This window comes from Segatella oris (assembly GCF_900637655.1).
GTDB classification, from domain to species: Bacteria; Bacteroidota; Bacteroidia; order Bacteroidales; family Bacteroidaceae; genus Prevotella; species Prevotella oris.
This window is the reverse complement of sequence record NZ_LR134384.1, coordinates 857493-872140: the sequence shown is the minus strand read 5'-3', so window position 1 is coordinate 872140 and position 14648 is coordinate 857493. Positions and strand designations below refer to the sequence as shown.

Sequence of the window (14648 nt, the reverse complement as noted above, 5' to 3'; positions counted from 1 at the left end):
AGAATTTAATCTAAAAGTTTAACCAAGTCTTTCTTCATTTCCTCATCAATATCTCTATAACGCCTAAAGGCTTTGCTCCCCTCCTTGTGTCCAGATAATGCAGAAACCAAATTGGGGTCTTTTACTTTTTTATAGATATTGCCAATAAATGTTCGTCTTGCCAAATGGCTACTTGCTACTTCATATATCGGTCGCTTCACCTCCTCATGTGTTAGAGGGTCTAGGATTGTAACAATTCTATCTACGCCTGCTTCTTGGAAAATGCGTTTGATAGCTACATTATACTTTTGTTCTGATATAAATGGAAATAACTTTTTGCCCTCGTAGTCCTTATAACGAGCTAATATTGTCTTTGCTTTGCTATTCAAGGGTACTCTAACGGTTACAGGATTACCCTCTCTGGTCTTTTTAGGGATATATTCTATAGCCTCATTGACTATGTTTCTTTTGGTCAGCCGATATAAATCGCTAACTCTACAACCGATCAAAGTTTGAAAAATAAAAATATCTCGTTGAATAGCAAGCTGTGGGTGTTCAGATAAATCTGCATCAAATATTTGGTCACGCTCATCTAAGGTAATGTAATAAGGTGTTCCATAGGTACATTCGTCTAATGGAAACTCATCAAATGGGCGGTTGGTTGTGATTTTCTTATCGTAGCACCATATAAAGAACGTTCTTATACGGGAAAATCGGTCTATTAAGGTATTCTTACCTCTAGGTAGAGGAACCCTTTTTTCAGGAAAGGTCTCATACAATTTAGGATATTTCTCATAGTAGATATACTCATTTTCAAAGAAATCCCACATATCCCTTAACGTGTCAGCAGTCACCTCATCAACATCAAGAATAAAATCATGATATCCACGTTTAATGGTTCTAACATACATTTCATATCGTGCCAAAGAACGTTGAATAACTTTAAAGTTCTTCACACGTACCGCAGATAATTTATGTTCAACAAGAAATTTGGCAAAGAGTTCCAAAAGTTTAGGTTTATTTTCCTGCATCAACTCTTCTTCTGTCTTATATCGATTGGGGTGATGATATTTGTTAATAATCATAGCCAACCATTCATTATCAGCTTCTGTCGTGTATTGTTTGGTTATCGTTGATATTATATCCTGAATACTTTGAGATAAATGCGATTTGTTTTCTTCTGAAACCAGCGCAACACGATCTTTGTATCCTTGCTTCTCGCTACTCCAATGGTTGGGGTTGATAACAAGTTCACTTGCAGCCTTAATGTCTTTCTTTCCGTCACGCAAACGAAAATAGATAGTTGCCATACTATCTGTATCGTTCTTTTTTGCTGTCTTGCGAATGAATGCGGTAACCTTCATAATCGTTGTTTTTAGTTCTGTTGCAAAGATACTATCTAAATGTTCCCGTATTTAATATTTCAAATGCAGGTCTGGGTACAAAGAAGAAAGCTAAGTGGCTGATTACACAACTCTAAGAGAGTGTAAAGTAAACTGTGTCAGGCTACAATAAGAAATAGTTTTATACAGTTTATTTTTTATGGGCAATAAAGAAATTGATCACAAGAGAGCTGCGGAACAGCTTCGTAACGGAGAACCGTTATTTGGTAAGGATGGTGCTTTGGCACCAATGTAGGAGCGCATTTTGAATGCTGCTCTTGAAGGTGAGATGGATGCCCATCTCACTTCTAAAGAGCGTTCACAAGGCAATCGCCGTAATGGTAAAATGCCTAAGCAAGTACAAACTTGTTATGGTGCGGTCACTGTTGAGACACCTCGTAACCGTGACGGTTCCTTTGAACCTCAGACCGTCAAAAAGCGCGAAACAATCTTTGCAGAAGGTATGGCAGAACAGATTATAAACATGTATGCTTTGGGTACAAGTACCCGCGATATCAGCAGGTATTTTGAGCGTGAATTTGATACCAGACTATCTGCAGAAACCGTCAGTTCCATCACAGACAGAGTACTGCCGGAAATCAAGGCATGGCGTTCACGAATGCTTGACCCTGTATACGCAATATGCTGGCTGGATGCCATCCATTATAAGGTGAAGGACGAAACCGGACGTGCGGTCTCACGTGTCATTTACAACGTCTTAGGTATCAATAAGGAAGGCCACAAGGGACTTCTTGGTATGTTATATTTCCAAGAGTGAAGGTGCAAACTTCTGGTTGGAGGTTCTGAGCGACCTTCAAAACAGAGGTGTCCGGGATATATTGATATGCTGTGTTGATGGTCTGAAAGGCTTCCCTGATGCCATACAGAGCGTATTCCCTGATACAAGTGTCCAACTCTGTATTGTCCATCAAATACACAGCTCTATCAAACACGTTGGCAGCAAGCATCAAAAGGAGTTTCTCTGGAACCTTAAGACAGTATATGGTGCCGTTAGCAAAGAGACTGCAGAAACACAGTTAGACGCACTCGACAGCAAGTGGGGGAGAAATGTATCCCATCGTCATAAAATCATGGCGTGACAACTGGGAACGCCTCACGGAATACTTCCGATATACACCTGCGATACGTAAGCTGATATACACCACCAATACGGTTGAAGGCTACCACAGGCAAGTACGCAAGGTAACAAAGAACAAAGGAGTCTTCCCGTCCGATACTTCTCCCGAAAAGCTTGTATATATGGTATACCGAAACATACGTGAGAAGTGGACTATGCCACTTGCCAACTGGTCTCAGATATCACAGCAATTAGCGATAAAATCTGGAGAACGTTTTGAAATCATGTAACTTTGCCTCGGAAGAAAGGTTTCTCATCTGGCCAACACGATTAAAAATCGTGTTATCCAAAATGAGATGAAATATGAAGGATTAGAGCCTTGACACAGTTGAAATTACACAACCCCGGACACTTGATATTACACAACCCAACCCAATCTTATTGTAAGTCTGACACAGTTTACTTTATACTCTCGTTGAAATTACACCAGCTTTACTTTATACACGCTTTAGAATTCTATATACTTTGCTTTATTACTGTGACAGAAATACGCCCCTTTCTTCCGTCTCTGTCAGACACATTAATGACTGTTGTACCAACTTTTAAAGCCTTGATTGTAATAGTAGCGTCTGAAACATCTACCTTTACGATATTGTTGTCCTCTGCACTTGCCTTATAGGGATAGGCTCCTGACTGGATGTTTACTTTCTCCACTTTCCCTACAGAGAGGCCAACGCTGGCCTTACTGAATTTAAGTGCCGACAGCTTTTGTCCTTTAACCTTTACTGTAATCTTTGCTGTCTTCTTGTTTTTATCAGTGACAACAATCTCTGTTTCACCGCTATAGCCTCCTGTAACGACAAAGAAATTTTTATCATTATGAAGAGTTATCAAGGCAATCTTTTTATCCAACACATTCACTTCGTATGGAGCTGTACCATTTTTTATATAGACATTCTTTGCTTCTATAGGTGAGAGCGTCAGCGTGGAAGGGTCAAGAACAAGCTGAGTCTTCTTTCTTTCCTCCTCTTCTCGTCTCTTTTTCTCTTCTTCTTCCTTTTTCTTTTTCTCTTCTTCTTGCTTCTTTTTCTCCTCCTCCTGCTTCTTCTTTTCTTCCTCTTCCTTTTTCTTCTTCTCTTCTTCCTGCTTTTTCTTTTCCTCTTCTTGTTTCTTTTTCTCGCTTTCCTTACGTTTCATTTCCTGTCGTTCTTTTGCATCAAAATCTGTCTTATCACACGAAGTAAGTGAAATAAAGCATACACAAAGCAGCGAAATCGTCCATTTTGATAAATTCATTCTTTTCATTTTCCTTTTGTTAATGTTTAGTGAGTTGCTATAAAAGAGTGTTATCCCCCGATTACCTTGTATTATATAACGCTATAAAAAAGGTGTTGAAGTGCGATTATCGGAATGGCTAACATTAAATTGGTCGCAAAGGTAAGTGTTTAATCTTACATATTGTTCATTCTAAATACTTTTTAAGTACTATTTGAGTTCATTTGTAACCTTTTCGCATACAGTTGGTATTCAATGTTCCTGTCTTAGACTTCAGCTTTGATTTTGATGTGTATGAGTTCCACATTACCTGAAGAATAAAAGATTATACATAAAAAAAAGCCGGACGCAATGGCATCCGGCTTTTTGATGTATGAATGTAACGAGTTCTTATTCCTGGGGTAACATCACAACAGTTATCTTGCTTCCAGAAGCTAAGAAATCCTTAACGAAAGCAGAGATACTTTGTGGTGTCTGTGCCTCTACTAACTTCTTGTAGTCGGTATAGGTATCAATGCCGAGCTTATCAAACTGATAAATGGTGTTATTCCAGAAACTGTTGGTCTTTGCCTTGTCGTCAATCTGCTTCAACATCAAGGCTTTTACCTTACTCAACATCTCTGCATCACAGGCTGTTGCAAGCTTGTTGGCCTCATCAGTCATAATCTTCAAGGCGATTTCCCGCTTCTCGGGCTTCATCGGACAAACGCCAATCATGTTGTAAACCTTATAGCCGTCATCGGCTAAAGAAGCACCACCATAAGCGCCACAAGAGTAAGCTGCACTGGCTTCCTCACGGATTTGCTTCAGATAGATCATGGAAAGCACCTGGCCGGCCATATCCATCTGGATGCTCTTTTCAAGGGTGTAAGGCAGGGTTTCGTTGTGCCATACCATGTAAGCATTGGCTTTCGGCGTCTCCATCTTACGCTTGAAGATGTTCTCAATCTGGCCGGTAACCATCTTGTTCATACGCTTTGAAGCCACGTTGTTTGCCTTTGCAGGCAGCGCACCGAGATACTGACAGATGAGAGGACGAATGGTTGCTTCGTTGAAGTTACCAATGATGGTGAACTCCCAACCGCGTGCACTTGCGGTGCGTTCTTTAGCCATTTGCAGGATACGGTCATAGTTGACATTCTTCAAATCCTTAAGAAGCAGCGGCGCAACACGTGGATTATGGCCGTAGAGTGTAGCCGTCAGAGAGTCGCTGAAAGCTGTTTCGGGAGAGAGTTCACGGTTCTTCAGCGACACTTCATACTGCTGCATGAGGTTGTTGAAGGCATCATTGTCTTTCTTGATGTTGGTGAAATAGAGGTAAACCATTTGCAACATGGTTTCTACATCCTTTGGAGTGGCATTACCATTGATGCCCATCTTGCGCTCGCCCATGGTCAGATTAGCATTTGCAATCTTACCTGCGAGGGCCTTTTGAAGTTCAGTACTTGTGAAATCTCCAAGGCCGCTGATGCCGATAACATCATCGAATGTGTTGAAGTTTGCAAAGTCTTGCAGGCCATAGGCGGTCGAACCACTGCCTCCATTGCCATTCAAGAGCACCTGATCTTTCTTGAAGTCAGTCTTCTTCAGAATGACTTTCACACCGTTGGAGAGTTCCAATGTGGTGTAATCGAACTTCTTGCTCTTGGTCTCTTTCTTTATCTTGCCAGCCTTGGGCATTTGTTTGATGAGCGGTTCGTTCTTAACATTGTCAACATATGCCGTGATCTGTTCCGTGCGTGCAGCCTTCACAGCATCAAGCAACTGCTGTTTTGTAGGATAAACATTACCTTCTTTCTCGTTGTTGAAGTTGATAATGACCATGTTACTGTCGTTGGCTGGAACCAATTCCTTTATCTGCTGATTGACAGCTTCAAGTGGAATCATCGGCACAAGTTGCTTCATCGTCTGGTAAGTATATTCTATTCCAGGCATCGGTTCATTAGTGAGGAAGTTGCCAAGACACTCACGATAGAACTGCGCATTATAGCGTTTGTCCTTGTTGCTGTACTGCTTTTCGAGTCCACTTAGATAGTCCTGCTGGAACCGACTGTATTCCGTTACGGTGAAACCAAACTCTGCAGCGCGACGAGCCTCAATCAAAGCGGCCTTCAAAGCGTCTGCAGTCTTGCTCATATCCTTTGGAGAAGCATCGATAGAGAAAGCGCTCTTTGTCTTTGCAAAGATGTAGTTTCCATCGTAAGCCATGGCGTTCACGAATGGGCAATCGGCCTTCTGAGCTGCTTCTGTATAACGTTTGTTGAGCATATTGGCTATGGCATCGTTCACATAGTCATAGATAAGATAGTTGATAGTGTTCTTCAGGGAGTCGGGGAACACGTCATGTTTGAACATTACTTCTACGCTTGAGCTTTGCTCTTCCTTATCCTTGTCGATGACAACGATAGGTTCTGCATTGTCAGGTACTTGCTCATCAACAATCGGAGCCTCGTTTTCGGGGTTCTTGATATCGCCGAAAAGCTTTTTGATCTGTGCTTCTACCTTGTCTACATCAACATTACCAACGATGATCAGTCCTTGGTGATCAGGGTGATACCACTTGTGATAATAGTCGACAAGTTCCTTGCGCTTGAAGTTGTCTACGACGCTCATCAAACCGATAGGATAACGCAAACCATACTTGCTTCCGGGGTAGAGTGCGGGCAAATTGCGTTCGAACATGCGGCTTGAAGCACTCGTACGCAGACGCCATTCCTCATGGATAACACCACGTTCGTTGTCGATTTCTTTCTGATCGAGCGTCAGACCGGTTGACCAGTCGCGCAAAATGATGAGACAGGTGTCAATAGCTCCCGGGCGCTGTGTAGGCACATTGTTGATGTTGTAGACAGTCTGGTCGATGCTGGTATAGGCATTCAAGTCGACACCGAATGCAATTCCGTTGGCACGGCACCATTCAATGAGGTTGTTTCCCTTAAAGTGATCCGAGCCATTGAAAGCCATGTGCTCCAAGAAGTGAGCCAGACCTCGCTGGCTTTCTTCCTCTTGAATAGAGCCAACTTTCTGTGCAATGTAGAAGTTTGCACGGTTTTCGGGCCAGTTGTTGTGGCGGATGTAGTAGGTAAGACCATTCGAAAGCTTACCTATTCTCACGTCCTTGTCTACTGGAATCGTCATCTGCGGCTGTGCTTGAACCATTCCGGCAAGCATCAACAGAGCTGCAACCAATAAATTTCTAAGTTTCATGTATAAGTAAATTTGTTAATAAATATTCGTCCTTGTGAACCAACAGGCGAACTGATAAGCATCAGTCAGCAAACTGACTATATAGCTTAAGAATAATGCAAAGGTAATATAAATAATGTATCTTTGTTCACTTTTTATCATTTTTTTATTGATTTTACTACGAAACTGAAAATCCTTCACCTCGCATTCCCTGTCTCATTGCTCAGGAAAATGCGGAGTGAAGGATTGCCTTCTGTTTGAAATCAACAGCAGATTTCTATTTCTTCATCGCCAAAGCGTTACTGGTTTTCTCTGTATATTGTGGCAAAGTGAGTGTCGCCTTGCCCTTGACAGCCTCGACATTGCTGCCTACAAGGAACGTATAAGTGCCTGCATCAGCCAACCACTGACTGTTCTTTTCATCGTAACTTGCAAGGTCACGCACAGCGAGCGTCATCTGCAAAGTCTGTGTTTCGCCGGGCTTCAGCGTACGCGTCTTACCAAACGCCTTGAGTTCCTTAGTCGGTTTTTCAAGTTTTCCCTTTGGAGCTGCCACATAAACTTGGGCAACTTCCTTTCCGGCTACGCTTCCCGTGTTCTTCACAGTCACTGAAACCGTAATCTTATCACCGCTGCGTTTCACTGTAGGAGCACTGAAATTAAAGGTCGTATAGCTAAGACCAAAGCCAAAGGGATAAGCCACCTGGCGACGGTTAGTGTCGAAGAAACGATAGCCAACCCAAATGTCTTCTTCGTGCTTGGTGACGTCGCGTGTAGGAATTGGAGCACCACCTGCACCGAGATTTTCATAGGTGAAAAGGTCTATGTCCTGCGGGAAGTTCTTCGTTGAAGGGTGATCTGTGGCTGCAAGAGGCCATGTCATAGAGAGGCGTCCCGATGGACAGACCTTGCCTGTCAGTATATCTGCCACGGCGTTTCCACCCTCTTCGCCCGGTTGCCAAGCCAAAAGAATGGCATCGGGATAGGCACTCCAACTGGTAGTTTCCATCACCGAACCCGAGTTGATGACTACAATGACGGGCTTGTTTTCGGCATGATAGGCCGCCGTTACGTCTTGTATCATCTTCATTTCCTGCGGAGTGAGGTTGAATTCACCGTCAATCTTGCGGTCAATTCCCTCTCCGGCCTGACGCGAAATGGTGATAACGGCCATGTCAGACTGCTTCAATTGCTTCTTGAGAAGTTCCTGAGTGATATCTATCTCGGGCATCTTCTGGTCGCCCATCAACGGTGCTTCAAACCAACGATAACCCGAACGGTCGGCTTCAAACTTTAGTTTTGCATAGTCAATATACTTCTTATATATCTCTGTCAGGTCGGCGGTAGTCTCGATGCCGACATTCTTCAGCCCCTGAACGAGGTCTATAATATAAGGTGTATGAACGCAACCTGAGCCTACACCGCCTGAAAGGAAGTTGTAGGACCCCGTGCCATAGAGCGACACACGCTTCGGAAGACTACCCTTGGCGCCTAAAGGTAGCACGCCATTGTTCTTCAAAAGCACCATACCTTCTTCTGCCACTTCGCGGCTAACGACTGCATGTGCTTTCAAATCAGGGGCATTATTGCCCTTATAGCCATTGAAATGAGGGGTCAGCACAATATATTCAAGGATGCGACGCACGCACTTATCCACATCTTCCATACGCAGCTTGCCACTCTTCACGCCCGCAACAATATCATCAACCTGCTCTTTACAGCCCGGTTCCATAAGGTCGTTGCCCGCCTTAACCTCATCAATGGTGTAGAGACCTGCCTGCTCTCGCTTGCCACACCAGTCGGTCATGACGATGCCTTTGAAGCCCCAGTCATCGCGAAGTATCTTCGTCAAGAGGTCGTAGTTGGCTTGAACGAATACGCCATTGATGCGATTATACGACGACATTACCGTCCAAGGGTGACTTTCGCGCACGGCAATTTCAAATCCACGCAGATAGATTTCGCGGGCTGCACGCTGTGACAGTTGCTCGTCAACTCCCGTTCGGTTGGTCTCCTGGGAATTCACGGCGAAGTGCTTGATGCTTACACCTGCGCCCTCACTCTGCACCCCATTAACGTAGCCTACAGCAATCTTCCCCGTCAAGAGTGGGTCTTCGCTGTAGTATTCAAAGTTTCTTCCGCACAAAGGATTGCGGTGAATGTTCATTCCCGGGCCGAGAATCACGTCACAATTATACGCTTTCACCTCGTTGCCGATAGCCTTTCCGACTCTTGACGCAAGCTCGGTGTTCCAGGTTGCAGCCAGACATGAGCCTACAGGAAAGCCTGTTGCATAGAATGTTTTGTCGGTTTCCGGACGCGTAGGATTAATGCGGACACCTGCCGGCCCATCGGTAAGAATGGTTTCAGGGATACCAAGCCGTGGGATAGCGATAGTCGAACCGGCTGCCCCGGGCACTGTACGTGAGGAGTTTCCTGCCACAGCTGTGGTCGACCAGAAATCGTATTCACCACCGATAAGCAGTGAAGCTTTCTCTTCAAGAGTCATGGCATGCAGCACCTCGTCAATGTTGTTCTTCGATAATTTCGGTGTTTGTGCCGTTGCAGTAATGCTCATTGTCATTGCAAATGCTAAAATTTTAATGTTCATAATCAGGTTATATTAGGTTTTATGTCACATCTGTCATTAGTCGTTCGTCAGGATTTTAGTTGTTAAAAGCTGTTGCAAAGATATGGAAAATTCATGAAACAGCACTGCATAAGATGTTTATATTTCATGCATCATCCGTAAATAACACCCCTCATTTGAAATCATCTCTGCCCTTTGTCGATAGCAACAGCGCAAGAGGAAAACTGTAATCATCTGTAAACTTCTTTCCTGTTGAATTTGCATTCGCCCCTGAAAATCATTATCTTTGCCGTAGGGAAAGGTTCATTAGGGCCTTCCCTTTTTTCATGTCTAATTGCAAACAGCCTTGTAATTACATAGGAATGAACCTGCAAAGTGATAGAGATTGGGTTGCAAAGTGATAGAGATGAGCACATGAAACGGTAGAGATGAGCACGTGAAACGATAGGAGTTAAGGCAAGAAACAGGTTTAAGTGCTACTTGAAATCATGCCATCAGTAAATCGAGCGCACTGATGTTGTAAACTTATCTGATTATTTTGTTAAATAAATATAAATGCCGTTACATACTCAAATAAGCCTTCTTATCAGCCTATGCAAAGCGTTTAGCCCCCTAAAAGACATTGAATAATTTTCAAATATCATTGCCCTAAAATTTGGTTATGTCGTGATTGATGCTTATCTTTGCACTTGAATTCGGGATGTAGCGCAGTTGGTAGCGCACACGTCTGGGGGGCGCGAGGTCGCCAGTTCGAGTCTGGTCATCCCGACAATTCAGTCAGAAGGAGAGCTTTCGGCTCTCCTTTTTTCGTTTCAGTAAATGGAAACAGAGATATATAACACGGCTCATGGTAAGCACTTATGGGATATTTGCAATCTCAAGTTGACTGCTTTTTGCCACGAGGAAAAGTTATTTCTCATAACAGGAGCCTGCATATTACATGTAATATTAAGCCTCTTTATTCAGTCGTTTTATGCTTAATATAACATAAATGTAATAATAAGCTGTTTTAAAACATGCTTATTTTGACAAAAATGTTGCATTAGTTTATGCCTTCTGCACTTTATGCTTATCATATTGGATATAATACCATAAAACAGAAAGTCACAGACATTGGGATATAGTTTCCTGTCCTGTGCTTTCAAGCGAATGATTATAGTCAAGACAAAATATGTTCCATTCGAAGATAAAAAACAAGGTTTTGCCACGCTTAATCAAAGATTTTTCAGTAAGTTTGCAGCCTATGGAGCATGAATACTACATGAAACGCTGCCTGCAACTGGCAGAGAACGGACGGCAGAATGCCAAGCCCAATCCCATGGTGGGCGCTGTGATTGTGGCACATGACCGCATCATCGGCGAAGGCTATCACGTCAGATGCGGCGAAGGACACGCTGAAGTGAATGCCTTTGCAAGCGTCAGACGGGAAGATGAGAAGCTGTTGCCCGAGGCTACAATCTACGTGTCGTTGGAGCCTTGTTCGCATTATGGCAAGACGCCACCCTGTGCAGATCTCATCATCAGCAAGGGCATAAAGCGATGCGTCTGCGGTTGTGTTGACCCTTTTGCCAAGGTGCAGGGACGTGGCATTCAGCGCATGCGCGACGCCGGTATTGAGGTCGTTGTGGGCGTCATGGAACAGGAATGCTTGGCCTTGAACCGCCGTTTCATCACGTTCAATGCTTTGCATCGGCCGTATATTCTCCTGAAATGGGCACAGACAGCGAATGGTTTTATCAGTAAAAAAGACAGTCCGCTGCAGCTTTCTACGCCTGTCACACAAATGCTTGTGCATCAGTTGCGGGCCGAAAATGAGGCTGTTCTCGTGGGCCATACCACTTTCTTGACCGATCATCCCCGCCTTGACGTGCGCCAATGGAGTGGTTGTAATCCCGAACGTATCGTGCTTTCGCCGACTATGGCAGCACGAAAAGAGTGGCCGGAAGGCTGGACTGTCGCAGCAACCATCGACGAAGTCATCGCTCATCTCTATGCCGAGAAAAAACAAAGTCTCGTTGTAGAAGGGGGCAGGAAGACGCTGCAGGCTTTCATCGAACGCGGACTTTGGGACGAAATCCGAGTGGAGACGGCTCCGATAATGATAACAGAAGGCGTGGCAGCTCCACATTTTCCCACGCATGCGCATATAGAAAAAACAGAATATATTGACGGAAACCAAATCATCACCCTATGCAGATAATTCTCGCTTCAGCCAAGATCATGAATGCCAAGACAGCTGTAAAAGTGCCTATAGAGACTCAACCTGTCTATGAAGCCACGGCCGAACGCTTTGCCTTGGAAATGAGTTCGTGGTCTGTGGAAATGTTGGCTGAAGCCTTTCATTGCAGCATGTCGATAGCTTTGGAGAACCGGTTGCGCTTTCAAAGTTTCTTCAACGACGACGAGAAAATGCCTGCTTTACTGGCCTACAACGGTCATGCTTACAAATACCTGCAGGCATCTTCGTTCTCTGAAGCCGACTTCCAATTTGCCCAAAGCCACCTGTTTATCACGTCATTCCTATATGGTTTGCTGCGTCCGTCAGACAAAATCCATCCTTATCGCATGGAGGCCAAGGTGCATCTTCACGCTGCTGAAGACCAAAACATGTTTGCTTTCTGGCGCTCACGCCTTACAGATGCGCTCATCGAAGCCGTCAAGAAAGATGACGGTGTGCTGATACATTTGGCTACCGAGGAATATGAACATCTCTTCGATTGGAAACGCGTTTGCCGCGAAGTAAAGGTTGTTCAGCCCCTGTTCTACGTGGAGAAAGGCGACAGCATGAAGGTCGTTTCAGTCTATGCCAAGCGTTGTCGCGGCGCCATGACACGCTGCATCATCCAAAACAAATGGCACCAGCCCGATGAACTCCTTGCTTTCAACGAAGCAGGCTTCAGCTATCAGCCGCATTACGGCGATGAACTTCACCCGCATTTTATATTCAAACAACCATGAACCAGTAGGAGGAAATTAGGATATTCAGGAGATATTACTGTTCATTCAAAATTTAATGGGAATTTCCCTTGTTGTTTGCTAAGTTTTTATTCCCTTTGCACCATAATAAAGCAATACACTCTTTCTATTGGTATCAATCGTCTTTCTCAAGAAGTATCAGACTACTTCTATATAGTTAATATCAAACAAAGTACTACGGAGTTTCGCATTCACTTGGATGAGAATGGAGATACACGCAGTGAACTGCCGGTAAGGGGCAGATACCTGTTATTTAAGTTATCAGAGAAGTGAACTACCGAAACTTTAATGTTAGGATTAGACTTCTCAGAGTTAAGTTAAAGGGAGTTATGGATATAAAAAAGTCTCCTTTCTTAACTCGTTAAGCTACATGATATCCTCAATAAATTTTGAGTATTCCCAAATCATACTAATAGTACTACCATTTTAATTGATGTTTTAATCTTGTTAAACACTTGTTTCATGCAAGTATTGTTTAATGAATAATATTTATATTAGTGTATCTTTTCCTATTTTTCCCAGTAAAAAAACAGTTAAATGCCCTGTTTTTTTTATCTTTTGAACGGTTTGTTTTATTGCAATAATTCATTTCTCACTAACTTTGCCGATGAATTTTCCACATAATGTATCGGAACAGTGCCCCTTATGTAGGGTGTAATACCGTGAAATAAAAATAGGAATAAAAAACAATATATCTATGAAGAAAAATAATCTAAGCATCTATGCCCGAAAATCCGTATGGGCAACTTTGCTGTTTTGTGCCACCTTAATGTCAGCATGCCGAAGTGACAATGTTGACGATTCTTCCGGGAAGTATGATCCGGGCCGCCCCGTAACTGTAACAGACTTTGTTCCCAAGGCGGGCGGAGCTGACCAGAAATTGGTCGTATATGGCAGTAATTTCGGGAACGACACAGCTAATGTCAAAGTTACCATTGGTGGACAGCGGGCCGTTCTTATTAATGTTAAAGGCGATTGCCTATACTGTTTGGTACCGGCCAAAGCCTATACGGGCGAGGTTGTGGTATCTGTTGGCGGCAAAACTGCCAATGAACAGAGTGCTACTGCCGGCAGTAAATTTAATTACGAACGAAAGATGATTGTGGGAACACTTAGCGGCATACGTAACCAATTCGATGATCAAGGATGGCATGACGGCCCTTTCAAGACGGCCACAGGATTTGCCGGTGAAGGCTGCCTTACTTTCGACCCGCTATATCCTAACATTTTATACGTTGTTTATGATGAAAACGCGCACGGTATACAAGCGCTCGACTTAGAAAAAAAGGAGGTAAAAACTATCCTTTCTATGTCTAAGTTTGATAACCAGAGGTTACGTTCTATTGATTTCTCGCATGACGGCCAATATATGCTCATCTCTACCGACCGCGATGACCGCCAGCTGCAGAGTCCCAGTGTGTGGATTGTGAAGCGAAACAGCGATGGCACTTTCACAGATGACTCTAAGTCGCAGATCTTGGCTGCATATAAACAATGTAATGGGGCAGCCGTACATCCCATAAACGGAGAACTTTACTTTAACAGCTATGAGCGTGGACAGGTGTTCCGCCTCAACATGGACAATTACTTTAACACCGTTGAAGGTGGTGGAACGTGGTATCCCAATTGGACCGATGGTAATTTTAAAGAGTTATTCACTATTCAAGATGTTAGTTGGGAGTTTAAGATTTTCATTCATCCTACGGGTAAGTACTGCTACATCGCTGTCATTAATAAACATTACATACTCCGTTCCGACTATAATGAGGCTACTAAAAGTTTTGCTCCACCATACGTTGTGGCAGGACAGGCACGAAACGATGGCTGGATAGACGGCGTCGGTACGGGAGCGCGCGTAAACAGACCCTATCAGGGTTGCTTCGTAAAAAACAAACAATATGTAGCCGAGAACCGCGATGACGTGTACGACTTCTACTTCTGCGATAACAATAACCACTGCATACGCTACCTTACGCCTGATGGGATCATTCGCACATATGCAGGGCGTGGCACTTCTTCGCAAGCTGGCGATGGCAACATGTGGGGAACAGAAGATGGCGATCTAAGAGAAGTGGCTCGTTTTAATAGTCCTACGGGTATTGCCTACGATGAAAAGAATAATACATTCTACATCCTTGATACTAAAGGACGCAAGATACGCACTATTTCAATGGAAAAATAA

Annotated in this window: 7 protein-coding genes, 1 tRNA gene and 1 pseudogene; 5 read left to right on the top strand and 4 right to left on the bottom strand. The window is 43.7% G+C overall.

The features are described from left to right. Nucleotides 1–5 precede the first annotated feature (5 nt). Complete coding sequence (locus EL210_RS03555) at nucleotides 6–1343, bottom strand: site-specific integrase (RefSeq protein ID WP_018920954.1); 1338 nt, start codon at nucleotides 1341–1343, stop codon at nucleotides 6–8. A gap of 178 nt (nucleotides 1344–1521) precedes the next feature. Here EL210_RS03555 and EL210_RS03550 point away from each other — a divergent pair. Continuing rightward, nucleotides 1522–2729, top strand: a pseudogene (locus EL210_RS03550) (IS256 family transposase). Between the two features lie 226 nt (nucleotides 2730–2955). On the opposite strand, the gene EL210_RS03545 reads toward EL210_RS03550, so the two are convergent. The 3 genes from EL210_RS03545 to EL210_RS03535 all read right to left on the bottom strand — a co-directional run bounded on the left by EL210_RS03545 (nucleotide 2956) and on the right by EL210_RS03535 (nucleotide 9511). Continuing rightward, nucleotides 2956–3744 carry a hypothetical protein gene (locus EL210_RS03545; protein WP_018920955.1) on the bottom strand — a complete coding sequence of 263 codons (789 nt, stop codon included), beginning with the start codon at nucleotides 3742–3744 and terminating at the stop codon, nucleotides 2956–2958. 360 nt (nucleotides 3745–4104) lie between these two features. Next, complete coding sequence (locus tag EL210_RS03540) at nucleotides 4105–6921, bottom strand: M16 family metallopeptidase (RefSeq protein WP_018920956.1); 2817 nt, start codon at nucleotides 6919–6921, stop codon at nucleotides 4105–4107. Between the two features lie 256 nt (nucleotides 6922–7177). Next, a complete protein-coding gene (locus EL210_RS03535) occupies nucleotides 7178–9511 on the bottom strand; it encodes a glycoside hydrolase family 3 C-terminal domain-containing protein (RefSeq protein WP_025879876.1) in 2334 nt (777 codons plus the stop codon). 675 nt (nucleotides 9512–10186) lie between these two features. Between EL210_RS03535 and EL210_RS03530 the strand changes: the two genes are divergently transcribed. The 4 genes from EL210_RS03530 to EL210_RS03515 all read left to right on the top strand — a co-directional run bounded on the left by EL210_RS03530 (nucleotide 10187) and on the right by EL210_RS03515 (nucleotide 14648). After that, nucleotides 10187–10259: transfer RNA gene (locus EL210_RS03530), tRNA-Pro, on the top strand. Nucleotides 10260–10733: 474 nt separating this feature from the next. After that, nucleotides 10734–11690, top strand: a complete 957-nt coding sequence (ribD, locus tag EL210_RS03525) for a bifunctional diaminohydroxyphosphoribosylaminopyrimidine deaminase/5-amino-6-(5-phosphoribosylamino)uracil reductase RibD (RefSeq protein ID WP_018920959.1) — start codon at nucleotides 10734–10736, stop codon at nucleotides 11688–11690. Then, on the top strand, nucleotides 11681–12448 hold the full coding sequence (locus EL210_RS03520) for a YaaA family protein (RefSeq protein WP_018920960.1): 768 nt from the start codon (nucleotides 11681–11683) through the stop codon (nucleotides 12446–12448). Before ribD ends, EL210_RS03520 begins: the two co-directional genes overlap by 10 nt. A 715-nt stretch (nucleotides 12449–13163) precedes the next feature. Continuing rightward, entirely contained in the window at nucleotides 13164–14648 is a 1485-nt protein-coding gene (locus tag EL210_RS03515; RefSeq protein WP_025879860.1) for an IPT/TIG domain-containing protein, read from the top strand.